Origin of the sequence: Pseudoalteromonas piratica (assembly GCF_000788395.1) — a bacterium.
GTDB lineage: Bacteria > Pseudomonadota > Gammaproteobacteria > Enterobacterales > Alteromonadaceae > Pseudoalteromonas > Pseudoalteromonas piratica.
The window spans coordinates 1648745-1673977 of record NZ_CP009888.1; the positions used below are offsets into that span (position 1 = coordinate 1648745).

A 25233-nucleotide genomic window follows, 5' to 3' on the forward strand; every position below is an offset into this window, starting at 1 on the left:
CTTTCTCTTGATCTTAAAAATATTTATACCCATTTATAACTACAATAGAAGTTATTTTTAGAGGGTATCAAGCATGCGTCTAGATCGATTTACCAGTAAGTTTCAAGCTGCCCTTGCAGATGCACAGTCATTAGCACTTGGCCGCGATCATCAATTTATTGAACCAATTCATTTAATGTATAGTTTGTTGACGCAAACAGGTTCAAGTGTGCGCGCATTATTAGCGCAGGCAGGTGTCAATGCTGATGAAATGATGACAAAAGTGTCTGCAGAAATTGACAAGTTATTCAAAGTTGATGGTGTTGGTGGCGATGTTCAGCTATCTCACAATATGGCTAACTTATTAAACCTTTGTGATAAATATGCGCAAAAGCGAAAAGATTCCTATATCTCGAGTGAAATTTTTATTTTAGTTGCCTGTGAAGATAAAGGCCCACTCGGCACTTTATTTAAACAATTTGGGCTAACGCAAAATAAAATAGAAACTGCCATTAGTGCAATTCGTGGCGGTCAAAAAGTGGATAGTCCTAATGCTGAAGATACACGTCAAGCACTGGAAAAATTTACCATTGATTTAACTGAGCGAGCAGAGTTAGGCAAACTTGATCCGGTTATTGGTCGCGATGAAGAAATTCGCAGAACCATTCAAGTATTACAGCGCCGTACTAAAAATAACCCTGTACTCATTGGTGAACCTGGTGTCGGTAAGACGGCAATTGCTGAGGGATTAGCACAGCGTATTATTAATGGTGAGGTACCAGAAGGGTTAAAAAATAAACGTGTTTTATCACTTGATATGGGTGCGCTTGTAGCGGGGGCTAAATACCGTGGTGAATTTGAAGAACGTTTAAAATCAGTTCTCAATGAACTTGCCAAAGAAGAAGGGCAAGTAATTCTTTTTATTGATGAAATTCACACAATGGTGGGTGCGGGTAAAACCGATGGTGCCATGGATGCGGGCAACATGTTAAAGCCTGCGTTAGCGCGTGGCGAACTTCATTGTGTTGGTGCCACAACACTTGATGAATACCGCCAGTATATTGAAAAAGATGCTGCACTTGAACGTCGCTTCCAAAAAGTGCTTGTTGAAGAGCCAAGCGTAGAGGACACCATAGCGATTTTGCGTGGATTGAAAGAGCGCTACGAACTTCATCATACGGTAGAAATAACTGATCCTGCGATTGTTGCAGCAGCAACGTTATCGCATCGTTATATCAGTGACCGTCAATTGCCGGATAAAGCGATAGACTTGATTGATGAAGCGGGCTCACATATCCGTATGCAAATTGATTCAAAACCTGAAGAGTTAGATCGCTTAGAACGAAAGATTATCCAGCTTAAGCTTGAAGATAATGCACTCGCGAAAGAAACCGATGAGGCATCTAAGTCTCGCCAAGCTGATATTCAAGCACAGATTAAATTGCTTGATAGTCAATACAATGAGCTAGATGAGGTGTGGAATGCTGAAAAAGCATCGTTGCAAGGTACGCAAGTTATAAAAACAGAACTTGAGCAAGCTCGATTAGACCTCGATGTTGCAAGGCGAGCGAGTGACCTACAGCGAATGAGTGAGCTGCAATATGGCCGTATACCAGAGCTAGAACGTAAACTGGATTTAGCGTCGCAAGCTGAAATGCAGGACATGAGCTTGTTAGTCAATAAAGTGGGCGAAAATGAAATTGCCGAAATCTTGTCTCGTTGGACTGGTATTCCAGTTGCCAAGATGCTGCAAGGCGAACGCGATAAATTACTTGCTATGGAAGGTAAACTACACGAAAAAGTGGTTGGTCAAGATGAAGCTGTGGTTGCGGTGTCAAATGCCATAAGACGATCACGCGCAGGGCTTGCCGATCCTAATCGTCCAATTGGTTCTTTCTTATTCTTAGGCCCTACTGGAGTTGGTAAAACAGAATTAACTAAGGCACTGGCAAACTTTATGTTTGATACGGAAGAGGCCATGGTGCGCATTGATATGTCGGAGTTTATGGAGAAGCATTCTGTAGCACGTCTTGTTGGTGCCCCCCCAGGTTATGTGGGTTATGAAGAAGGTGGCTATTTAACCGAAGCAGTTCGTCGTAAACCTTACTCAGTAGTATTACTCGATGAAGTAGAAAAAGCGCATCCTGATGTATTTAATATTCTTCTTCAAGTATTGGACGACGGTCGCTTAACGGATGGTCAAGGGCGGACAATCGACTTCAAGAATACTGTAATTATCATGACCTCCAACTTAGGCTCAGATGTAATTCAAGAGCAAGCGAGTAATAATGACTATCAAGGGCTTAAAAATACGTTGATGTCGGTTATTGGACAGCACTTTAGACCGGAATTTATTAATCGTATTGATGAAACCGTTGTTTTCCACCCATTAGCGCAGGAACATATTAAGAATATTGCTCAAATCCAATTATTGCGTCTTGAGCAGCGACTACTCGATAATGGCTTCAAGTTGGAGTTGACTGAAGCAGCTTTAGATAAAATTGCAGAGGCAGGATTTGATCCTGTGTTTGGCGCGCGCCCACTAAAACGTGCAATCCAGCAAACAATTGAAAACCCATTAGCGCAAACATTGCTATCGGGAGATTTTAAGTCAGGGAGCGTATTTGTTGTAGATTGCCAACAAAACGAAATGGTAATAAAGGTTCAGTAATATTCATCGAGCAAGAAAAAACCACCCATTGGGTGGTTTTTTAATTAATTACAAAACGCTTTTATACGCTGCTTGGCTTGCTTTTTATATTTTTCTTTTTCATCACCAGAAATGGTAATTTCTTGTCCTTTTTCGTCAAATTGTGTCACTTGAGCGTAATTTTCTAACACACTCAAGTTATGCTTTGCGTTTTCACAATATTCTTTCTTACGAGTTAATAAAGGGTCAGGGCCATCATCTGATACAGTGTCTTGTCCGATTTCTAGTTTTCTTTTTTCTGCACCAAACGAAGAGTGATCTTTAAGCTCGAAAGAACGAACACCTGTTTTTTGTGTTGGCTCAACATACGAAAAATGCGCAATCCCTTTTTCGTCTACCCAGCTATAAACGGTAAGCTGTTTAGCATTCGATTTATTAGCAAAGCAGGTGATTGTAGCCAATAGCAGGGTTATGACAGTTAACCTGTACATAATGTTATTTCCTCAAACTGAACGTATTTTTAACTATAGCCTAAGCTCTTCTTCAAGGCTACTGCCTTTTTGTTTGATTATTTGGCTAAGCTATTAATCTAATTGTCCTTTTAGATAGTTAAAAAATACTTTAATGTTGGCGCTTAAAATCTCGTTACGATTAATTTTATTCTTCAGTCTTGAGGTATCGCAATGTTGACCATACATTGTTAAGATATTGAAAAAGCGAAAACCTTAGTAAGGTCTCGCTGTAAGAGGACTGAATTTTTGAAAACAGCGTCAATTGATTCGATACTAAGCACTTTGACTGAACAAGGTTCAGCAGGTCTACTAAAAGGTATCAAACGCGGTGTTGAGCGAGAGTGTTTACGTATTGAAAGCAATCGCTTAGCACAAACATCTCATCAAAATGCCTTAGGAAGTGCATTAACGCATCCTTATATCACGACCGATTTCTCTGAATCCTTGTTGGAGTTTATTACACCTGCGTGTAGTGATATCGACACAACACTTGCACAACTTGAAGATATTCATAAATTTACGCTGTCGAATATTGGTAATGAAGAACTTTGGCCACTTAGTATGCCATGTTTTATCGAAGACCAAGATGAAATTAGATTAGCTGACTATGGCACCTCAAATGTCGGTAAAATGAAAACGCTGTATCGTCAAGGACTTAAAAATCGTTACGGCAGCATGATGCAAGCTATTGCTGGAGTGCACTTTAATTTATCTTTTCCCACAGAATTTTGGCAAAAGCTACAACAAATAGACGGTAATAGTGCACCTTTAGGCGATTATATTTCAGAAAAATATTTTGCTTTAATCCGAAACTTTAAACGTGAATTATGGCTGATAAGCTATTTGTTTGGTGCATCACCGGCCCTTTGTAACTCATTTTTAGGTGGGCGCAAAACAAATTTACCATTTGAATCATTAGGTAAAGGAACCCTTTATCTGCCTTACGCAACATCATTACGTTTAGGTGATTTAGGTTATACCAACAGTGCACAATCAAGTTTGCGTGTTACCTATAATAGTCTTGAAGAATATTTAGAAGGGTTTAAACAAGCCATCTCTATGACCTCAGATTTGTATCATCAATTTGGTACTTATAAAGATGAACCTGCTAAACAACTTAATCAAAATATCTTACAGATAGAAAACGAGTTTTATTCGCCAATCAGACCTAAACGAAATGCGCAGTCAGGACAAACGCCAAGCGAAGCGCTTGCTGATGGTGGCGTTGAATATATTGAAGTACGCGCGCTGGATGTAAATCCATTCTCAGAAGTAGGCATCAGCAAAGAACAAATTCAGTTTTTAGATGTGTTTTTATTGTACTGTGCAATTAAGCCTTCGCCAGATCTTGCATGGCAGGAGCAAATTGAAACACAAGCAAACTTAGACCTAGTGGTTAATCGAGGTCGTCAGCCAGGTCTGGAGTTGTCTAATAAAGGCAAAGCACAGACACTTTCAAGCTGGGCAGACTCAATTTTTATCGAGCTTAAGAAGGTAGCGAGCTTATTTGATGATGCATTTGAAACAACTCAATACAGTGATGTTGTTTCTAAATTTGCACAAGCAGTTGAAAAACCGGAATTAACCTACTCAGGTAAATTTTTGGCAGAACTACTCGAAAGCCAAGAAGATAATGGGTATTACGCGTTAAAACTTTCAACTGAATACAAGCAAAAGATGCTTGCTAATTCTTACCAAGTATTCGGTGAAAGCGTTTTTTCAGCACATGCTGTTGAGTCGCATGAAAAACAAAAAGAAATTGAAGAAAGTGATGATAAGAGCTTTATTGAGTTTTTAGACGATTACTTTAAGTAATAAAAAACGCGGCTTAATGGCCGCGTTTCGCTTTCAGGGATGAAACAATGTGTTTTGCTTACTTAATCAGATAAGTATTTGGCATTAAAGTTCAAATTAATTATGAAAAAAATTACGACTATTTTTTTGGCGAGTGCGCTAGTGGGCTGTGCCACTCCGCCACCACAAAACCCAAATAATATTTGCGATATCTTCTTTGAGCATCGTGATTGGTATTACGATGCGAAAGATGCACAAGAAAAATGGGGAGCGCCAAAACATTTGTTAATGAGCATGATGTTCCAGGAAAGCTCTTTTAAGCATGATGCTGCACCACCGATGGAGTATTTTCTTGGATTTATTCCAACAGGCCGTGCAAGCTCTGCTTACGGTTACTCACAGGCAAAAACACCCACTTGGAATGATTATGTGAACAAAAGTGGTAATAGCGGAGCTGATCGAGACGATTTTGGTGATGCAATCGATTTTATGGGGTGGTTTGTTTATAACACGCATAAAATTAATGGTGTCTCGAAATGGGATGCCTATGGCCAGTATTTAAATTATCACGAAGGCTGGGGTGGTTACCGTCGAGGAACTTATAAAAAGAAAGCTTGGCTAATGAAAACTGCGCAAAAAGTAAAGGTGCGCACGGGTAACTATGGCGTTCAGTTAAAGAAATGTGAAACTGAATTAGATAAAAACTGGCTACAGCGTCTATTCAGTTAATAAGAGATTTCAGCGTTCAGAAAACAGGTTTTAGATGATTGCTAAAGCCTGTTTTAGATTTTGCTGGCTCCCGTTTTAAACTTCTGCTGAAACCTGAAACCTGAAACCTGAAACCTGAAACCTGAAACCTGAAACCTGAAACCTGAAACCTGAAACCTGAAACCTGAAACCTGAAACCTGAAACCTATTCCTTAAACTCAGGCATGATGCGTGCTAGTTTGATGGTATTTTCGTTTACTTCTACTATTTCAATCGGGTAGCCGGCAATCCGCATGCTTACTTTCTCCCTTGGAATATCTTCTAAGTACTCGATAATTAAGCCGCTAAGCGTTTTTGGGCCATCTGTTGGGAAATCCCAATCCATTTCTTTATTAAGATCACGAACGTTAGCACTGCCATCAACTAAGAATGAACCATCTTGTTGCGGGTGAACGTTTTCACTGAGTGTTGGTGTCATGCTGGTGGTAAAGTCACCGACCACTTCTTCAAGAATATCTTCAAGCGTTACCAGGCCTTGAATATCGCCATACTCGTCAACCACAATACCAATACGCTCCTTGGCTTGTTGGAATTTAAGCAGCTGAACATTCAAAGATGTTCCTTCAGGAATATAGTAAATTTCTCGCACAGCACGCAGCAAGGTGGCTTTGGTGAATTGTTCTTTGGTTAAAAGCCTAAGAGCATCGCGGGCATGAATAAAACCGACTGTATCATCAATATTCTCACGATATAGTAAAACGCGGGTGTGTTGGGCGTGAGTTAGCTGGCGCATTATGAGCTTCCAGTCATCATTTATATCAATTGCCACAATATCGTTACGCGGCACCATAACGTCTTCAACTTTAACTTGTTCAAGGTCTAAAATTGATACCAACATATTTTGATGGCGTTCTGGCAACAGCGCTGCTGATTCGTTTACAACGGTTTTTAATTCTTCTTTACTTAAACTATGTTCTTCGATTTCTTCTGTGCTAATACCAAAAAGTTTCAAAATTCCGTTAGTTATCCAATTTAGACCAACAACAAAGGGCAAGCTGAGCTTCAATAAATACTTTAAGATAACTGAACTTGGAAATGCGACTTTCTCAGGGTAGAGTGCAGCAAGGGTTTTAGGAGTAACTTCTGCAAATATTAAAATAACGAAGGTTAAACCTACGGTATTAATTACAGGCCCCCATACGTCTCCAAAGTAGCGATTAGCAATTATGGTAGCTACAGTTGCAGCACCAATGTTAACTAAATTATTGCCAATTAGGATTACACCAATTAATCGGTCTGGACGCTGGATAAGTTTGCTAACGCGCTTTGCGCCTTTGTGATTTTGTTTTTCTAAATGGCGTAGGCGATATTTATTTATCGACATCATGCCCGTTTCTGAGCTAGAAAAATACGCTGAAAGTAGTATTAATACACCAAGAATGATGAATAAAGTACTCGTCGATATGGCGTCCAATGAGGGTTCCTTTTAAAACAGTCGAAAGGGTATTAACCCCTAGTTAACATTATTAGTCAAGTATCTATTAGTAGATTAATTAAGTATCAGAACTTACCTAAGATGACTTCTTGTACAAAGCGGCTACCAAAATAAGCTAGGGTAAGTAAAGTTGCTGCACATATTGTTGTTATGACACTACTTTTTCCTCGCCAGCCACGGTATTTATGGCCCCAAGCTACCGCTACGAATAATACCCAAGCAAAAAGTGACAGTACTGTTTTATGCACATACCCTTTTGCAAACACATCATCGATAAAGATAAAGCCAGACGCTAAGGCAAATGTAAGTAATAATGTTCCCATTGATACTAAATGAAAGAGTTGTCTTTCAACTAGCATAAGTGGTGGTAGGTGGCTTGTTACAATTGACATGTCTTTTTGTTTCAAGCGGCGGTTAATAAAATAAAACTGAATCGCATACAAAGTCGCAATGATGAGTACGCAGTAGGCCATGAACGCCAGTGAAATATGCGACACCAATCCCAATTCAAAGTTGACGGATTGTAAAATGACATGATGCGGGATAAATAAGCTGGCAATCAATAAAATAGCAGCAAAGCCATATACTACTGGCAGTAACAGTGTTGCAGGAAAGCGTAACGATACCGTTGTAACCGAGACCACAATCAACCAGCATATTAATAATGCAACGTTAGCAAAACTAAGATCTTGGCCACTATCAGTAAAAATCGAATTTACCAGTACAGCAAGGTGAAGCAAAATGGCTACAGTACTCAGTAACAAAGTCTTTTTTTGATTTGGGCCGCGCTTATCAAATAACTTAGTCACCACATGAAAGGTTGAAAAGCTATAAAAAAGGCTCGCAATAACAGTTAAAACAATTAAATTCATGACCTTGTTATAAATCGATTTTGATTAAAATTTTTACCTCATTGTATTTTATCAATCCGTAAATGCCTAGCCCAAGGTGTGAAATAACTGATGTAACGCAGTGTAAGCCTTTTTTATTCCTGTTTCTTAGGTATAATTCTCGCAAAATACTAGTTTGGATTAACGTGAATGTTTCAGAACTTACAGGAACGCCTTGGTAAAACCCTGAAAAATATCAGCGGTCGAGGCCGATTAACTGAAGACAATATTAAAGATACGCTGCGCGAAGTGCGCATGGCGCTACTTGAAGCGGACGTAGCCTTACCGGTAGTGCGTGAATTTGTAAAAACAGTTAAAGAACGTGCTGTAGGTGTCGAAGTCATAAAGAGTTTAAGCCCAGGTCAGGTTTTTATTAAAATTGTTCGTGAAGAACTAGAAAAAGCCATGGGTGAAGCAAACGAAGAGCTTAACCTAGCGGCGCAACCGCCAGCAGTGATTATGATGGCAGGCCTGCAAGGTGCAGGTAAAACAACCAGTGTAGGCAAACTATCTAAATTCCTAAAAGAGCGTAAAAAGAAATCAGTGCTAGTTGTAAGTGCTGACGTTTATCGTCCAGCGGCGATTAAACAGCTAGAAACTCTTGCTAACGAAGTGGGTGTGGAATTCTTCCCAAGTGATATTTCACAGAAACCGATTGATATTGCGAATGGTGCAATTGATCACGCCAAAAAGAAATTCATTGATGTCGTGATTGTGGATACAGCCGGTCGTTTACACGTAGACAATGAGATGATGGAAGAAATCATTGAGCTACATGGTGCGATTAAGCCAGTCGAAACACTCTTTGTTGTTGATTCCATGACTGGTCAAGATGCAGCGAATACGGCAAAAGCATTTGATGAAGCATTACCGCTAACTGGTGTCGTACTAACGAAAACAGATGGTGATGCGCGAGGCGGTGCTGCACTGTCTATTCGCCATATCACAGGTAAGCCAATTAAATTTATTGGTGTCGGTGAAAAAACCGATGCACTGGAGCCATTCCATCCAGATCGTGTTGCGTCACGCATTTTAGGTATGGGTGATGTACTTTCTCTGATTGAAGAAGTCGAAATGAAAGTCGACAAAGAGAAAGCTGAGAAAATGGCGAAGAAGGTCATGAAAGGTGATGGCTTCACGCTGGAAGACTTCGCTGATCAATTACGCCAAATGAAAAACATGGGCGGTATGATGGGGATGCTTGATAAGCTACCAGGCATGTCAAACTTACCTGATGCAGTAAAAGATCAAGTTGGCGATAAAACGTTTAATCAGATGGAAGCGATTATCAACTCAATGACGCCGAAAGAGCGTGAGCGTCCTGATATTATTAAAGGTTCTCGCAAGAAGCGTATTGCCGCAGGTTCAGGTACTCAGGTACAGGACGTAAATAAGCTACTTAAGCAATTTACTCAGATGCAAAAAATGATGAAGAAAATGAAAGGCAAAGGCGGCATGATGAAAATGATGCGCAATATGAAGGGCATGATGCCGCCGGGTATGATGGGTGGCCCGAAGTTCTAAACTTCATTTATTTGTTAAAAAAGCACCTATTTGGTGCTTTTTTATTAACCAGTCATTCACCACTAGCCATAAACTCGCCAAAAGAGTGCATTTTAGCTTGCAATCAGAGTAAAAATTCGTACAATTCTCGGGCTTCCCGTTAGGGAAGTGAAATTAGTTTTTATGTTAATGAAATCAATCAATCTATGTAGAGGACGGTATGGTAACTATTCGTTTGCAACGTGGCGGCGCTAAAAAGCGTCCATTCTATCAAATCGTGGTTGCGGATAGCCGTTTCTCGCGTGATGGTCGTTTCATCGAGAAAGTAGGTTTCTTTAACCCACTAGCTCGTGGTCAAGAAGAATCACTTCGTCTAGATCTTGCTCGTGTTGATCACTGGGTAGGTCAAGGTGCAGGTCTTTCAGATCGCGTAGCTAAGTTAGTTAAAGACGCTCGTAAAGCGGCTTAATAGGCGTAATGTAACCATGAGTCAAGAGCAAGCCAAATTTATAGCAGGCAAACTCGGCGCCCCTTACGGCATTAAGGGTTGGCTTAAGGTTCATTCATTTACTGATGATCCCGAAGGGATCTTTGATTTCAGCCCATGGTTGATAGGGCAACAAGGAAACTGGCAAACCGTTGAAGTGGTCGACTGGCGTCGTCACAACAAAGGTTTTATCGCCAAGTTGGCAAGTGTTGAAGACCGTGACCAAGCAAATGTACTAACAAATGCTGAAATCGCTGTGTTTGAAGAACAATTGCCAGACTTACCTGATGGTGAGTTTTATTGGCGTGACCTCATCGGTTTATCTGTTGTAACCAACAAAGGTTACGACTTAGGTAAAGTCGATGACATGCTAGAAACAGGTTCTAATGATGTTTTAGTGGTTAAAGCTAACCCTAATGATGGATTTGGAAAAGGTGAACGTTTAATTCCATACTTAACCGAGAGCGTAGTGTTAAAGGTGGATTTAGACGCAAAAGAAGTTACCGTAGACTGGGATCCTAGTTTTTAAATGTCGCAACAAGCACACATGTGGTTCGGTGTTATTTCGCTGTTCCCCGAAATGTTTGATGCGGTAACAAGGCAAGGTGTTACTGGTCGTGCAGTTAAAAACGGTTTAATCGATTTTAACTGTTGGAGTCCGCGTGATTATGCTTATGATAAGCATAAAACTGTAGACGACCGCCCATATGGCGGTGGCCCTGGTATGCTAATGATGGTACAACCATTGCGAGATGCCATCGATGATGCGAAAGCTTCAGCGGGTGAAGGGGCTAAGGTAATCTATCTATCACCACAAGGTAGAAAGCTAGATCAACAAGGGGCGCAAGAACTTGCAAACCACAAAAAGTTGATTCTAGTGGCAGGTCGTTATGAAGGTATAGATGAGCGGCTAATTGAGTCACACATTGACGAAGAATGGTCAATTGGTGATTTTATATTATCCGGTGGCGAACTCGCTGCAATGACATTAATCGATTCAGTATCTCGATTAGTGCCAGGTGTGTTAGGCCACAACCAGTCTGCCGAGCAGGATTCATTTTCTGACGGCTTATTAGATTGTCCTCATTATACTCGGCCAGAAAACTTGGATGGCAAGCAGGTACCCGCTGTATTACTCAGTGGCAACCATAAAGAAATCGCCCGCTGGCGCTTAAAGCAACAGTTGGGTAGAACTTGGCTTAGACGTCCGGACTTGTTGCGAAACCTAGCTCTGACTGAGGAGCAAGCAACATTACTTGCTGAATTTCAGCAAGAACATGATGCTTGTGGCTAGAAGACAGTTACTCCTAGGAAATGTGAGAAATATAATGGCAAAAGTAAACCAAAATATTATTAAAGTGCTTGAAGATGAGCAACTTAAATCTGACGTACCAGAGTTCGGCCCTGGTGATACAGTAGTTGTTAAAGTACGTGTTAAAGAAGGTAACAAAGAGCGTCTACAGGCGTTTGAAGGTGTGGTAATCGCTAAGCGTAACCGTGGTCTTCACTCTTCTTTCACAGTACGTAAGATGTCAAGCGGCGAAGGTGTAGAGCGTGTTTTCCAAACACACAGCCCACTAATCGACAGCATCGAGCGCAAGCGTCGCGGTGCAGTACGTCGTGCTAAGCTTTACTACCTACGTGAGCGTTCTGGTAAGTCTGCGCGTATTAAAGAAAAACTTAACTAATACGTATCTGAACTTTCAGAATCTAAACAGGCTGAGCTTTTGCTCAGCCTGTTTTGTTTTCAAGTCCGCTAAATTGAGTTCAAAATTCAGTTATCATTTTTCAAAATGCATTATTTGCTCTGACAATGTAACTCCTAAGCACGCAATTCCTTATTGAATTGTTAACTTACCTTCTTTTCTCGCCAATGAATTAATCAGTGTTAACCTAAACTCCTTGAGTATTGCTAATAGCAAAGTTATCTAAACTATCGCTATGTAAGGCTTTTCCTAAGTGATTAAGCTTGGTAATATTGTGTATATAAATATTTACTTGCTGTACATATAGGTTTACAAAATGAGCGAATTACAAGCCCTTCGAGAGAAAATTGATGATTGTGATAGGCAACTTGTTGAATTACTTGCAAAGCGGAATCAGATTACAGCTCAAGTTGGTGCTTATAAACAACAGCAAGGTCAACCTGTTTATGTGCCAGCTAGAGAAACAGCGTTAATTGAAGCTCGTCGCAAAGAGGCTGCAAAAGCGGGCGTTAGCCCTGAGTTAATTGAAGATGTACTTCGTCGGCTAATGCGCGAGTCATATCAGAATCAACAGCTTGGCCTGGCATGTGTGGCGCCACAATTGTCTCCAGTTGTGATTGTCGGTGGTAAAGGTGCAATGGGCCAGTTATTTAAACGTCAATTAGAGCGCTCTGGCTATCAGGTAAATGTGCTAGATACAGATAATCAAGCGGACAAAGAAAGCTTACTTGCCAGTGCGCGTTGTGTAATTATTTCTGTGCCAATTCATGCTGTTGAATCAGTGATTGCCGCGTTACCTAAACTCCACCCTGAATGCTTGCTTGTTGACATAACAAGTGTCAAATCATCGCCTCTAAAGGCGATGGAAAAACATCATCAAGGACCAGTGTTAGCATTACACCCAATGTTTGGTCCAGACATTCCACACTGGGTGAAACAAACGGTTGTTGTTTGTCAGGATAAGCCTTGCGATGTAGCCAATGCATTGCTTGAACAACTTACCGTATGGGGGTGTAATTTAGTGGCAATGGATGCCAAAAAGCATGACGAAGCGATGCAAATCGTGCAGGTTATGCGTCACTTAACGACATTTGTTTATGGTCAGTTCTTAGCAAAACAAAGTCATAGCCTGGAAGAAATAGAATCCTGTTCTTCACCTATTTATCATTTAGAATTAATGATGGTAGGGCGATTATTTGCACAATCACCAGAATTGTATAGTGACATTATGCTGGCGCAATTTGATGATGTGGCACCATTAATGAAAGAATATTGTGAAGTGTTTCAACAAACATTTGAAAAATTAAAACAAAATAATAAGGCGGGATTAATCGATGACTTTGCATTAGCGAAAACGTTTTTTTCAGATTCTGCCAGTACTTTTTTAAGTCAAAGTAAAGCATTATTGAGTAAAGCGAATGACGCAAAAGTCTTAGATTATTAAAAAAAGGGGCGGTAAGCCCCTTTTATTATTCCGTTGTAACGTTTACCGCACTTAAGGTTTCACTTTGATAGCAGCCTAAAATACGAATATACGCTGTCACTTCTTTTAATGCGTCAAGGGCATTTCTCACCTCAGGCATATCAATGTTTGCCTCTAAATCGACATAAAATACTTCTTCCCATGGATTGCCGGGAACAGGGCGAGATTCAAGCTTAACTAAGTTGATATTATGTTGTTTGAAAATCATTAGCGCGTCAGCAAGCGCACCTGCAGACTGCTTAGTTGCCATAATTAATGTTGTTTTAGTAGGGATCTGTTTAGATACCTTAACAGCTTTACGTGCAACAACAATAAAACGACTATGGTTATGACTTTGATTTGCAAGGTCGGCTTCTAATACTGCAAGACCTGCTTTACGAGCCGCGTCTTCAGAGGCGATTGCAGCGCCAGAACCATCCGCAGAAGCCTGTTTTAAAGCCGTTGACGTTGAATCACTATAAGCAAGTTGAACACCGCTTAAATTACTAATAAATTGGCTGCATTGAGCAAATGGTTGAGGATGACCGTATATTTTCGTCACATCTTCAATAGCGACACCTGGGCTTGCCACTAAGCAGTGCTCAACCGCTTGTGTTAGTTCGCCAACAATAGACACCTGAGTGTGTTGTAATAAATCGTATACTTCATTAATACTGCCTGAGCAGGTATTTTCGATGGGCAATAGGCCAAAGTCAGCTTGACCAGTCTCAACTTTGTTTGTGATTTCATTGAAGCTACTGCAGCCAAGCTCAACCAGCTTGCCAGGACGACGACTGAAGTACTTATGACAAGCTAGTTGGCTGTAAGACCCTTGCCCCCCTAAATAAGCCACACGATTTGTTTCTGTATGCAGCTCAGGGTTTAAGTTTTGTTGCAGCATCGCCTGTTGGTGTAATACCGAATCTTCAATAATGGTTTGAAAAACCCGATTTACATAATAGCCATCAAGCCCCAGTGAACTGCCGTAACTAATTAGCTTTTCAAGCAGAGCTTGTTCTCGTTGTTCATCACGAATAGGTTTGTTGTTTGCGATTTTATATTCAACAACTCCATGACTGACGCGACGTCTTTTAGCCAATAAGACTAACAACTCCGAGTCTATTTCATTGATATCCCTACGAAGGGACTCAAGCGCATTGGACATTTTATTTTCCTCATTCCCAATTGCAAAAAAAAACCTCCCAGTGGGAGGTTTAGTTTGACTTAAGCTTTTTCACAATAAAGTCGCCTCCCGAGTTACGGATGGTGAAAAAAAAAGCTAAAGTTAAAAATTAATCTGTTCATAACCCGAATGTAGGAATAAGTGATGGCAAAGTCAACCGTTAAATGTGGGTATCTTGTTTCAAAATCAAATTTATCATTATTTATTATGGCTTTTTGCTATTAAACCTAAAAAAAGGTGTAGAAATTGATTAGATTCTTTTATAGTTCAAATCAGAATAAAAAACGAGTTGCAGCAGAAGTAAGGTTACATTGTGAACTCTAAACATTTGGATGCGAGTTTTGGTCTTAATGCTTTAAGCGCTAAATTATCCATATTAATATCGGCGATTTGCTTGATTGCAGGATTAACCGCTGCCTACTTGATGGTTAAGTCTGAGCGAAAACAATTACTTTTCGAAGAATATGGTGTGCTTACTGAGCTTTCAAAACCGTTTATCGAACGTTTTGAGAACTTATTAGATGAGAAAAAACGCATTGCTGTTGATGCCAACACCATTGTAACCGAAGCGCTATATTCAGAAAAAGCACTGGCAGAAAAAGTTGTGCCGAGCAAGTTAGTCTTTGGTAAAGATGGCAGCATACGCAGTTCTTCAAGTACCAATGTTGCGGGTGTTCGCTCAGCTGCCTTTTTACCTCAGCAAAACTATAGCCACGAATACAAACGAATTTTTGCCCAAACAGAGCAGGTTTGGTCGCAACTCGCCCCCATTTTAACTGACGAAACATTCTTCAACTATTATTTTATAAGCCAAGACCGCTTTATTCGAATCTCTCCCCCTAATTGGGCTTTAAATGTGCCGGCAAATCATGATTTTAGGCAAGACGTTTTTTATGAGATAGGTACACCTCAAGCTAACCCTAACTTAGAGGCATCTTGGACACCCATTTATTACGATGATATTTGGGAGCGCTGGGTTATTAGCTTAATCGTGCCATTGCACTATGGCGGTGAGTTTAAAGGTATCACTGGCAGTGATATTGAACTGCCAAAGTTACAAGCGATGTTTCCAGACAAAGTGGGCGATGCAAAACTATTTGTATTAAACAGCGCAGGGCAAATAATTCAGTTTGAAGGTAAAACTGATATTATTACGCGTATCGGCGGCACAATGAATGACGAGCTCGATACAAAAAATCAATTACCTGTTGAGCTGCGTAGTCAAATTGACAGTTTATTAGCGAATAACCGAAATGAATCACAAGGTGAGTTTTCGATTGATGACAGTAAACACATCTTCAGCATTCAAAAGTTTAGCGACTTTGATTGGTATATTGGTGTTTATAAAACACATTCCGAAGCACTTTCTGCGATTGACGAGATAGAAGTTAAATTCTTTGGTTTGTTTATTCTCTATGCAGTACTTGTTGTACTCTTGTTGCATCAGACGCTTTCTCATCTAGTTATTAAACGCATCAAAGCATTAGTTTCTAGCTCACGTGAAGTGGCTAGAGGGCAATTCGAAACGGCACAAAAACTTGCCGTTAATAAAGACGAAATCGGCTTACTAAATTTTGAATTTGGTGCGATGGCGGGCAAGCTTGAAAAAACCATGGGTGACTTACGCCAAGAACTTGCTGAAAAAGAGGTGGCGGAACAACGTGCTCGTCGTTTATCTAAGGCAGTTGAATTCTCTGGCTCGGCAGTAGTTATCACCGATGAACATTTAAATATCGAATACGTAAACCCTAAATTAATTGAAATGACAGGGTTCGAAAAAGATCATTTTATTGGGCAGCCATTACTGGTTCTTATGGAGCCAGATATGATGATTTTGGTTGAGGATATCGTTCAGGATTTATTGGCACGCCATCATTGGAAAGGGGATACGCTCTTACATAACACTGACAAACGTGCGTTGTGGGTATCGCTATCAGTTTCACCAATTCGTGATGATAATCATAAAGTATACAGTTACGTTGCTTCCGCACAGGATATTTCTTTTGTAAAAGAAAGCCAGCGCAAAATGGAGCAATTGGCGTACTATGATACACTAACGGGCCTTGCGAATCGTGCGCTATTTCGCATGCAGTTAAAAAAATCATTAGCACTTGCATCACGTGGACACTATTCATTTGCGCTGTTTTATTTTGATTTGGATGAGTTTAAACGAATAAACGATACGCTAGGTCATGATGCTGGTGACCAACTTTTACTTGAGGTGGCACAGCGTCTACAGAAACGCCTTCGAGCTGAGGATACTATCGCGCGTCTAGGTGGTGATGAGTTTGCTGTTTTGTTAAGTGGCATTAATGACCGTGATCAAGCGGCAGATGTGGCATTAACGATTCAAAACACCTTAAGTCAACCAATTCGTCTTGGCAGTAATGAAGTGATCGTCAGTGCCAGTATCGGTATTACGATGGCATCTGAACAAAGCCCTGAAGAAGATGTATTGTTAAAGCATGCTGATCTTGCCATGTATGAAGCAAAAGCATTAGGTAAGAACACTTATTATTTCTATAACGATACCCTTGATGCTGCTGCGAAAGAACGCTTGTTCATCGAGAATGAATTACGAATTGGTATTAAAGAACAACAATTTGAACTTTATTATCAGCCTCAAATTAACATCAATAACGAACAAATTGTTGGTTTTGAAGCTCTCATTCGATGGCATCACCCAACATTGGGTTACATAGCTCCGGACAAGTTTATACCGATTGCTGAGGCGACAGGTCTTATTGTCGAATTAGGAGAGTGGGTGTTATGGGAGTCTTGTGCTTTTGCCCAGAGAATGGCATTAAAAGACCATGGCAGTAATATTTCGATTAATCTGTCAGCACGTCAATTCAAAGACACGAGCCTTATCCCGCTGTTAGAAAAAGTCATCGCTAAAACAGGCATTGATGCAGCGCGAATTCACTTAGAACTTACAGAAAGTATGCTTATGGGGGATGTTGAAGGGTCAATTAAGCAGATGCATCAATTGAAGGCATTAGGTGTCTCATTATCGATTGATGACTTTGGTACTGGCTATTCATCACTCAGTTATCTAAAACGTTTCCCTCTCGATATTCTGAAAATTGATCGCTCATTTATTAAGGATATTCCTGAAGACAGTAATGACATGGAAATCACCGCAGCAATCATAGCAATGGCACAAAAACTGAACCTAGAGCTCGTTGCAGAAGGTGTTGAAAGTGAAGAGCAGATTGATTTCTTAAAAATTAATAATTGCGAAGTCGTGCAAGGGTATTTCTACAGTAAGCCTGTACCTGAGCACGAAATCTCATTAATGGTGGATAAAATTCAAGGGAATGGCTTTTAGTTTTAGTCGTTTTACTAAGAGGGAGAGATATTGCATCTCTCCCTTATGCTTTAACCACCGGCAATTTTTACTTTGAAACCTTGTTGTTCAAGCAGACCTTTTAACTTTTCTCTGTCATCGCCTTGGATTTCAATAACCCCTTCTTTAACCGCACCACCTTGTCCCATTTTTGATTTAAGTAGCTTTGCTAGCTTTTTTAAATCATGTGCTGTTGGGTCAATACCTACCACGAGCATGACACCTTTGCCTTTTCTACCCTTTGTTTGTTTTTCAATACGGATAAAACCATCTTTGAATAACTTAACATCGAGTTCAGGCGCTTCTTTGGGCTGATTAATACGACCACTTTCTGTTGAGTAAACCAAATTTGAGTCTGACATACTAAATCCACGTAATTTTTTATGATGCCAGTTTATCATATTTTTTAAATAAACTATCTGCGCTATCTTTTTTTAGATTTTTTTCAGTTATTATTTGCAAATTAGCGAGTTAGATACTTAATTTAAATAAAGTGAATGGCGTGAAATTAGCAATGCATTTGGACATTCCAAGGAGAATTAAATGAGTTTGAATAAGGCTCTTTCGCCAGATGGCAAATTATTTACGATTGAAATCAAGGGGAAATTTGATTTCAACTTAGTACAATCATTTAGAAGTGCTTACGCAGACGTCGGTACCGGTGTACCTAAAGTGATTATCGATTTACGAGAAACTGAATATATGGATAGCTCTGCGCTAGGCATGCTGCTCAACATGAAAAAGTCTCTAGGGGATTCTGTTAGCGGCATACACATTGCTAATTGCAGACCTCAGATTAAAAAGATTTTGCAAATTTCGCGTTTTGATAAGAAATTTGATATTGATTGATTAGCCAATGAAGATATTGGTTGTTGATGATCAAGAGTTAAATCGAAATCTTTTACGTTTCATGCTTGAGCAAGAGCAACATCAAGTTGCTCTAGCCGAGGATGGGGAAAAAGCGTTACAAGTATTTGATGAGTTTAACCCTGACTTAGTATTGCTTGATGTTGTAATGCCAAAGATGGATGGCTTTGCAGTAGCGCCACTTTTAAAAGCAAAATCCGCTGAAGTATATCTGCCTATCATTTTTATCACAGCACTCGATGACAAAAGCAGCCTTGAAAAGTGCTTGCAAGTCGGTGGCGATGATTTTTTAAATAAACCGTTCGACAAAGTTATTTTATCAGCCAAAATCAAAGCTCACGCCCGAACACGAGAGCTTAGCAAAAAAACATATAAGCAAAATCGTGAACTCGCTTATTACCAACTTCATACCGAACGTGAACATGAACTGGTCGAGCACATTTTTGATAACGCCTTAGAAAATCGCTTTTTATTGCCAGAACTGATTGAGTTTAATCTGTCTCCTGCATCGATGTTTAACGGTGATATATTTTTAATGGCGCCGAGTTGTACTGGCGGAGTGTATGTCTTGATGGGGGATTTCACAGGGCATGGCCTCGCTGCTGCAATGGGGGCACTTCCTGCGTCAAAAATCTTTTATTCGATGACACAAAAAGGTTTGTCTATAGGAGACATTGCAGCAGAACTTAATCACACCCTATATGATTTATTACCCGGCAACATGTTTTGTGCAGCAAGTATCATTGAAATTAATAGCTCAGGTCGATCTTTTTCGGCTTGGTTGGGCGGATTGCCCGATGGCTTCTTGCTGAGTAAAGATGGCCAAGTTAAGCAAAAGCTGACATCAAGGCACATGGCGTTGGGTATTCTGGATGAGTTTGAATTTGAACGTGACACTGTTTACATTGAAACTGAATTAGACGATAAGATTTTTCTGTATACTGATGGCGTAATTGAAGCAGAAAATAATCGAGGAGAGTTCTTTGGCGAAGAACGCCTACTAAAGAAAGTATCTGCGCCTACTTTTACAGAGCTAGGCTCGATAGTAGATTCTGTTAAACGTTTCACAGGAAAACAGGACCAGCAAGATGACCTCAGCTTAGCGTTGATAAAATGTAAGCCATCACCAATAACTCCGCAACTCAGTGATGAATACTTAAGCACTCCATTAAATATCTCTATGACTCTGGATGCCGATCACTTAAAAAATACCGATCCTGTCCTAGATGTTGTTGAAATGATCTGTGCAATGAAGGGATGTTCAGAGCATCGCTCTAATTTATTCTTACTGATCTCAGAAACCTTTAATAATGCCTTAGAGCATGGTGTTTTGGGTTTAGAGTCAGGTTTAAAAGATAGCGATGAAGGGTTTTGCCAATACTATGAACTGCGCGCCGAGCGATTATCAGCGCTTGCAGAAGGGAAAATAACCCTCGATATTAATTACCTTCCCGAACAGCCAAAAATTTGTTTTACGATAACAGACTCAGGTGATGGGTTTATCAAACATCATGTAAATGATGATGATAACTTCCATGGCAGAGGGCTTGGTTTGATAAAAGAAATTGCAGAGTCTGTTGAACTCAATGAATGTGGAAATCAAATAACCGTCTCTTATTCTTTAGTACACAGTTAATCTTTACTTGCAAAACATAATAAAAGAGCTATAAACTCTATTCTCTCAAAGAGGTTTAGATGTTTGGATGGCTAAATTGATAGATTTTACAAGTTATAAGTTGGATCCTGCTAAAGTTACGGAGTTTCGCGAGTTAATCGAAAGTGAAATTAAACGTGCAAATATTGAACTGGTTGAATGGCAGTATTTGATCCCTGAGTTAGGCGAAGGCGGGAGCTGTAGTTTGTTTGGGCAGTTACAAGAAGCGCCATTTAAGTTAAATGAGTTTGTTGAGCCAAATGATGCAAACAAACGCTCACTTGCTGCCTTGACAAGCATTGTTAAATTTGTCGAGCAGCAAAACTTAGTCGACTGGTTTGGTATTTATCAATCGCGTCAAGTAGAGGGAATAACACAATTACTTAAACTCGCTTATTTCGGTAATCCAAGCCGTCCTCTTTTTCCAGTTGATGAAAACTATGCGCGTATTAGTAACAATGCGTTTGTTGCATTAAATGGACAAGGTCGTGTTATTAATAATGTTGAGCAATACATTGCAAATGGTGGAGAGTATTATACTTGCGATCCTGCGGTTAAGTCTGAAGTGTGTTTGCCACACTTTTCTCAGGCAGGTGAGGTGTTAGGTATTATTGACGCTGAAGCATTTGAGAACGATGTATTTCATCAGGATGCATTAGCGCTTTTTCAAGCGGTATGTGAAGTAGTCCCCAATTACTTACCTGAATAATCTAAAGCAAAAAATTATAAACATTCATGTTATGAAATTTTCTTTAGATACTTCTTCAAAACTAAGAGTGTGGTAAGCTACGGCTTCATCCCACAAAAACATTCAATTTAAGAGATAATTATGTTTGCAAACTTAAAGCCACTACCAACGGATCCAATTTTAGGTTTGATGGCTAAATACCGCCAAGATACAAATCCAAATAAAATCGACTTAGGCGTAGGTGTTTATAAAACCGAAGAAGGTGATACGCCAATTCTAAGCTGTGTAAAAAAAGCAGAAAAATTTCGCTTAGAAAACGAAACAAGCAAGTCATATATCGGTTTGGCTGGTGACTTAGGTTTTTGTGCAAAAATGGAGTCTCTTCTGCTTGGCGAACATCCGGCGCTTTTAGCAAACCGTGTAAGAACTGCTCAAGCACCAGGTGGTACAGGGGCACTGCGTGTTGCGGCAGAATTTATTGCAAAAGCAAACCCGCAGGCAAGTGTTTGGGTAACAACACCAACATGGGCTAATCACATTGGCTTATTTTCAGCTGCGGGCTTAACGGTAAAAGAATACCCATATTACGATTACGAAAATAAGGGCTTATTGTTTGACGAGATGATGGCGACACTTAAAACGGTACCTAAAGGTGATATCGTTTTACTTCACGCATGTTGTCATAATCCAAGTGGCATGGACTTAAATGCTGAGCAATGGCAACAAGTTGCTGACCTTGCTAAAGAAGTAGGTTTTACACCTTTAGTGGATATTGCTTATCAAGGTTTTGGTACCAGCCTAGAAGATGATTCAGCGGGCCTTCGATTACTTGCTGCAACTGTTGATGAAATGATTATTTGTTCGTCATGTTCTAAAAACTTTGGTTTATACCGTGAACGTATTGGTGCATGTTCGATTATTTCTGAATCAAGCGCGGTTGCTGATATTGCCAACTCAGTGCTGTTAAGTGTGGTTCGCAGTATTTACTCGATGCCACCTGCACATGGTGCAACGATTGTTGATACGATTCTTGGCAGTGAAGAGCTGACAGCGGAGTGGCATCAGGAATTAGCTGAAATGCGTAATCGTATTAATGGATTACGTAGTACCATTGTTGAAGCGCTTCATAGCCGAGGTGTTGCACAGGATTTTTCATTTATTGAAAAGCAGCATGGTATGTTTTCTTTCTTGAGTATTACGCCGGAACAAATCGAACGCTTACAAAAAGAGTATTCAATTTATATCGTTGGTTCAAGCCGCGTTAATGTTGCTGGAGTGAGCAAAGCAAACATCAATTACTTTGCAGATGCCGTAGCAACCGTAATCAAGTAAAATTGATGAGAATAAAAAAGCCACCCGATTGGGTGGCTTTTTTATTAACTGACTTTCTTAATGTCAGTAACTTTTGCTTTATTATTTGGCGGGGTAGGTTTACCACCTTTCAACGCTGCAATAAATTGGTCTTTGCGTTTCGCCATTTCTAGCGCTAACGCTTCATTTTGTTGTTCACTAAGTGGAACATCAACTTCACCTAACATGGTTTCAAGTGCTTCAGCGATATCTAACATTTTGTCATATGCGTCAGCATCTTTCTTTGATGTAAATGTCATACGTTCCACTCCATCCCTAACTACTTTGTAACATACCTCAACGGCCATTTCGCACCTTCTTAACTGTTGTTTTATACAGTACTATATCAGTAACTACGAAAAAATAAAGTATCTAAAATCACTACCATTTTATTTTTCTAAAATAAGTATCACTGTTTTACTCTAAAGGCTAGTAAGGTATTGTGATGAAATAAACCTACAATTAGTTTAAAACAATGAATTAAAAGGGAAGAACTATTATGTCGAGTGAGCAAATTGTTAGTTTTTTAGGTTGGGCAACAGTTATTAATCTGATTATATTAAGTGTCAGTGCGGTGTTATTATTACTATTTAGACAATCGATTGTAACGATTCATAGTCAACTTTTTAATGTTGAACATAAATCTTTGAATCTGCTCTACGTGCAGTATTTTGCGTTTTATAAAGTATTGGTTGTTTTCTTTAACTTGGTTCCCTATTTTGTTTTAAAATTGGTGATTTAAAAGGAACTAGCCAAAAGCGATTGGCTGGTTGTAATAACTATAGCTGTCAGCTTTCAAAATTTCTAAAGTAGCAAGCATTTTTAACCTTGATTGGTATTAGGGGATTAAATTTTAAATTGTTTAAAACAGAGCAAATTTCCTCCAATTCAAAATAGTATAAAAACCGTGAAAACCTTGTTTTAATAATAAAATATTAGAGGTTGGAGGTGTGCTAACTAGGTCAAACTAACCTTGACTTTATTCAATTATGCTCCAAAATAATCCTTAGAATAAATAATAAAGAAATAGGGACGAGTCTAAACTTTTATGTTGCTCTATACCGACGACACTGAGTTAGACGCTGGGATATATTTAAGAGAGGAACGAACTAAGTTTCGTGAACTTAGAAATCTATTAAATGTAGCTCAATCAAGCTTACGTAAATTATTTGAAACACCAACTTCTGCACAAGACTTAGATCTTCAACGGGAAAATCGTGAGGACTGGGAAAAACTGCAGCAAGCTTGTGCAGTTACACTAAAAGAAGACGCTCGTGATATTGAGGTTTTTGTTTGGTGGTTATCCGCATTAGCCTATAAAAAAGAAAATCTTTCAGCACTAAATGAAGGACTAGATGATTTTTTATTTGCTCTAAACAAACTCACTGACAATATTCATCCAAAGTTACCAGAAAAGAAAGTTGCAAAACTTGAGTCAGATCAAGTTGCGATAAAGCATTGCGAGAATCAAACTCGTTCATTAGAGCAGTTTACGGGTGATAGCCCTAACTCTGGATTAATCAATATCCCATTAATGCAATTTCCGCTTTTAGATGATTATACTTTTAGTGACTATTTATCAGACCAAAAGTCAGGAAAACTCGAAAAGACCAAGTCAGAATTTGTCGCTAAGTTGCAATCTAATAAACAGCGTTTGATAGACAACTTTAATACGATTATTGCCCTTGACGAAAAAATAAGTGCAGTTGATTTATTCATCAATGGATATAGAAACCAGAACGGTCTTTCTTTACTTGGCTTTCGTTTTATCAGAGATAATCTAAAGCAAGTTAAACTGATGTATCAGTACTTCTTTCCAGATGTAGCAAAAAAAGAAGAGAGCGTTGTTGAATCAAGTTCGTCTGAATCAACTGAATCTTCGACATCTACTAGTAGCAATGTCAGCGAAGCTAGCGAACAACAACCTACTCAAACGATTGTTACATCAGTTCAGGCGCCTGTCATGTCGCAGCAAGCCTACACAAGAGAAACAGCGCTCGAAGACTTAAATCGTATCGCTGTTTTTTTCAAAAAAACGGAACCACATTCACCAATTCCTTATTTAATTGCTCGCGCAATTAGATGGGGCAATATGTCATTTTCTGAACTATTAACAGAGTTAATTAAAAAAGAATCCCCGGAGCTGGCGGAAATTAGAAAATTGACAGGGGTTGATAATGATTTAGGCGAATTGCTAAACGAAGACATCGCAGAGCCTACACCAGTAGTTGCAGTGGCTGAAGTTCAGCAAACATCTGAAGAAACAGTTAGTCAGCAGGTTGTTCAAGCTGAAACAGTTAAAGCGGAAGAACCGAAAGATGATTCTACATCTAGTTCGGGACCTCTGTGGTAAAAAATAGTAAAGATTGCTGCTACGTAGAGTAGGGCAAAATAATAAATATTTAAGGAGAATGTAAGATGGCATCAATCTTCATGAGAATCGATGGTAACGATAGCATCAAAGGCGCTGCAACTGTAGCTGATCTTAACAGCAAAAAAGGCTGGTTTGCAGTAGATAGTCTATCTTGGGGCGCTATGCGCGGCGTATCAGTGGATATTGGTAATGCGAACAACCAAGACAACGGTATGGTTGCTTTAGGTGAAATCAGTATTTCTAAAGGGTACGATGGTGCAACACCATACCTATTAACATACTTATTCCAACCAGGTGCAGACGGTAAAACAGTTGAGCTGGTAATGACTAAACCATCTCGTGATGGTAAAGGTATTGTTCCTTACTTTGTAATCTCTTTAGAAGAAGCTCGTATGGCTAACTTTAGTATTTCAGGCAGCGATGGCAGCCAACCAAGCGAATCTTTCTCGCTAACATATACTAAAATTGAACAAATCTTCTTCGTAGAAGATGAAGGTGGTAAGTTAGAGAAAGCAGCTTCTGTTAAGTACGATGCAACTGGCAACCAGTTAACTTCTGCGGCAGACTTAAAATAAGGTAATT

At 39.6% G+C, this 25233-nt stretch carries 23 protein-coding genes and 1 other annotated feature; of the genes, 17 read left to right on the plus strand and 6 right to left on the minus strand.

What is annotated here, in order from left to right; all coding sequences use genetic code 11:
- Positions 1–73 precede the first annotated feature (73 nt).
- Positions 74–2650: an ATP-dependent chaperone ClpB gene (gene clpB, locus OM33_RS07565; RefSeq protein ID WP_038640535.1), complete on the plus strand. Its 2577-nt coding sequence runs from the start codon at positions 74–76 to the stop codon at positions 2648–2650.
- 44 nt (positions 2651–2694) lie between these two features.
- On the opposite strand, the gene OM33_RS07570 is transcribed toward clpB, so the two are convergent.
- The gene (locus tag OM33_RS07570; RefSeq protein WP_038640536.1) at positions 2695–3120 is read right to left on the minus strand and encodes a hypothetical protein; all 426 of its coding nucleotides are present in this window, start codon (positions 3118–3120) and stop codon (positions 2695–2697) included.
- A gap of 267 nt (positions 3121–3387) precedes the next feature.
- Here OM33_RS07570 and gshA point away from each other — a divergent pair, with 267 nt between their 5' ends.
- Together gshA and OM33_RS07580 are read left to right on the plus strand one after the other, a co-directional pair.
- Positions 3388–4956 (plus strand): glutamate--cysteine ligase, encoded by a 1569-nt coding sequence (gene gshA, locus OM33_RS07575; protein WP_038640538.1) that lies wholly within the window; start codon positions 3388–3390, stop codon positions 4954–4956.
- A 102-nt stretch (positions 4957–5058) separates the two neighbouring features.
- Positions 5059–5664: a transglycosylase SLT domain-containing protein gene (locus OM33_RS07580; protein WP_081991028.1), complete on the plus strand. Its 606-nt coding sequence runs from the start codon at positions 5059–5061 to the stop codon at positions 5662–5664.
- 184 nt (positions 5665–5848) lie between these two features.
- Here the strand turns inward: OM33_RS07580 and OM33_RS07585 are convergent, their stop codons facing one another.
- Both OM33_RS07585 and OM33_RS07590 read right to left on the minus strand, forming a co-directional pair.
- Positions 5849–7117 carry an HlyC/CorC family transporter gene (locus tag OM33_RS07585; RefSeq protein WP_081991029.1) on the minus strand — a complete coding sequence of 423 codons (1269 nt, stop codon included), beginning with the start codon at positions 7115–7117 and terminating at the stop codon, positions 5849–5851.
- Between the two features lie 86 nt (positions 7118–7203).
- Positions 7204–8010 carry a cytochrome C assembly family protein gene (locus OM33_RS07590; protein ID WP_038640541.1) on the minus strand — a complete coding sequence of 269 codons (807 nt, stop codon included), beginning with the start codon at positions 8008–8010 and terminating at the stop codon, positions 7204–7206.
- Positions 8011–8178: 168 nt separating this feature from the next.
- Here OM33_RS07590 and ffh point away from each other — a divergent pair, with 168 nt between their 5' ends.
- From ffh to tyrA, 6 genes are all read left to right on the plus strand, one after another.
- Positions 8179–9552, plus strand: a complete 1374-nt coding sequence (gene ffh / locus OM33_RS07595) for a signal recognition particle protein (RefSeq protein ID WP_038640543.1) — start codon at positions 8179–8181, stop codon at positions 9550–9552.
- A 199-nt stretch (positions 9553–9751) separates the two neighbouring features.
- Entirely contained in the window at positions 9752–10000 is a 249-nt protein-coding gene (rpsP, locus tag OM33_RS07600) for a 30S ribosomal protein S16 (RefSeq protein WP_038640545.1), read from the plus strand.
- A gap of 16 nt (positions 10001–10016) precedes the next feature.
- The gene (gene rimM, locus OM33_RS07605; protein WP_038640547.1) at positions 10017–10547 is read left to right on the plus strand and encodes a ribosome maturation factor RimM; all 531 of its coding nucleotides are present in this window, start codon (positions 10017–10019) and stop codon (positions 10545–10547) included.
- Positions 10548–10565: 18 nt separating this feature from the next.
- A complete protein-coding gene (gene trmD, locus OM33_RS07610) occupies positions 10566–11312 on the plus strand; it encodes a tRNA (guanosine(37)-N1)-methyltransferase TrmD (RefSeq protein ID WP_407681050.1) in 747 nt (248 codons plus the stop codon).
- Positions 11313–11346: 34 nt separating this feature from the next.
- Positions 11347–11706, plus strand: a complete 360-nt coding sequence (gene rplS, locus OM33_RS07615) for a 50S ribosomal protein L19 (protein ID WP_038640551.1) — start codon at positions 11347–11349, stop codon at positions 11704–11706.
- A gap of 334 nt (positions 11707–12040) precedes the next feature.
- Positions 12041–13168: a bifunctional chorismate mutase/prephenate dehydrogenase gene (tyrA, locus tag OM33_RS07620; protein ID WP_038640553.1), complete on the plus strand. Its 1128-nt coding sequence runs from the start codon at positions 12041–12043 to the stop codon at positions 13166–13168.
- 25 nt (positions 13169–13193) lie between these two features.
- On the opposite strand, the gene OM33_RS07625 is transcribed toward tyrA, so the two are convergent.
- Positions 13194–14351 (minus strand): chorismate mutase, encoded by a 1158-nt coding sequence (locus OM33_RS07625; protein ID WP_038640555.1) that lies wholly within the window; start codon positions 14349–14351, stop codon positions 13194–13196.
- Between the two features lie 24 nt (positions 14352–14375).
- Positions 14376–14492: a sequence feature (Phe leader region), on the minus strand.
- 190 nt (positions 14493–14682) lie between these two features.
- On the opposite strand from OM33_RS07625, the gene OM33_RS07630 reads away from it, so the two are divergent.
- On the plus strand, positions 14683–17700 hold the full coding sequence (locus OM33_RS07630; protein WP_038640557.1) for a bifunctional diguanylate cyclase/phosphodiesterase: 3018 nt from the start codon (positions 14683–14685) through the stop codon (positions 17698–17700).
- Between the two features lie 50 nt (positions 17701–17750).
- Here the strand turns inward: OM33_RS07630 and OM33_RS07635 are convergent, their stop codons facing one another.
- Positions 17751–18080 carry an SUI1 family translation initiation factor gene (locus OM33_RS07635; protein WP_038643148.1) on the minus strand — a complete coding sequence of 110 codons (330 nt, stop codon included), beginning with the start codon at positions 18078–18080 and terminating at the stop codon, positions 17751–17753.
- Between the two features lie 181 nt (positions 18081–18261).
- Here OM33_RS07635 and OM33_RS07640 point away from each other — a divergent pair, with 181 nt between their 5' ends.
- The 4 genes from OM33_RS07640 (at position 18262) to OM33_RS07655 (ending at position 22259) form a co-directional block, all read left to right on the plus strand.
- The gene (locus OM33_RS07640; protein WP_038640559.1) at positions 18262–18567 is read left to right on the plus strand and encodes an STAS domain-containing protein; all 306 of its coding nucleotides are present in this window, start codon (positions 18262–18264) and stop codon (positions 18565–18567) included.
- A gap of 7 nt (positions 18568–18574) precedes the next feature.
- A complete protein-coding gene (locus OM33_RS07645) occupies positions 18575–20221 on the plus strand; it encodes an ATP-binding SpoIIE family protein phosphatase (RefSeq protein ID WP_038640561.1) in 1647 nt (548 codons plus the stop codon).
- 67 nt (positions 20222–20288) lie between these two features.
- Complete coding sequence (locus OM33_RS07650) at positions 20289–20948, plus strand: GAF domain-containing protein (protein ID WP_038640563.1); 660 nt, start codon at positions 20289–20291, stop codon at positions 20946–20948.
- Between the two features lie 120 nt (positions 20949–21068).
- A complete protein-coding gene (locus OM33_RS07655) occupies positions 21069–22259 on the plus strand; it encodes an amino acid aminotransferase (protein WP_038640565.1) in 1191 nt (396 codons plus the stop codon).
- A 44-nt stretch (positions 22260–22303) separates the two neighbouring features.
- Here OM33_RS07655 and OM33_RS07660 read toward each other — a convergent pair whose 3' ends face one another.
- The gene (locus tag OM33_RS07660; protein ID WP_038640567.1) at positions 22304–22585 is read right to left on the minus strand and encodes a YebG family protein; all 282 of its coding nucleotides are present in this window, start codon (positions 22583–22585) and stop codon (positions 22304–22306) included.
- 191 nt (positions 22586–22776) lie between these two features.
- Here OM33_RS07660 and OM33_RS22955 point away from each other — a divergent pair, with 191 nt between their 5' ends.
- The 3 genes from OM33_RS22955 (at position 22777) to OM33_RS07675 (ending at position 25226) form a co-directional block, all read left to right on the plus strand.
- Entirely contained in the window at positions 22777–23019 is a 243-nt protein-coding gene (locus OM33_RS22955; protein ID WP_038640569.1) for a DUF6868 family protein, read from the plus strand.
- A 306-nt stretch (positions 23020–23325) separates the two neighbouring features.
- Positions 23326–24630, plus strand: a complete 1305-nt coding sequence (locus OM33_RS07670; RefSeq protein WP_038640571.1) for a type VI secretion system protein TssA — start codon at positions 23326–23328, stop codon at positions 24628–24630.
- A 65-nt stretch (positions 24631–24695) separates the two neighbouring features.
- A complete protein-coding gene (locus OM33_RS07675) occupies positions 24696–25226 on the plus strand; it encodes an Hcp family type VI secretion system effector (protein ID WP_010560613.1) in 531 nt (176 codons plus the stop codon).
- Positions 25227–25233: the final 7 nt, after the last annotated feature.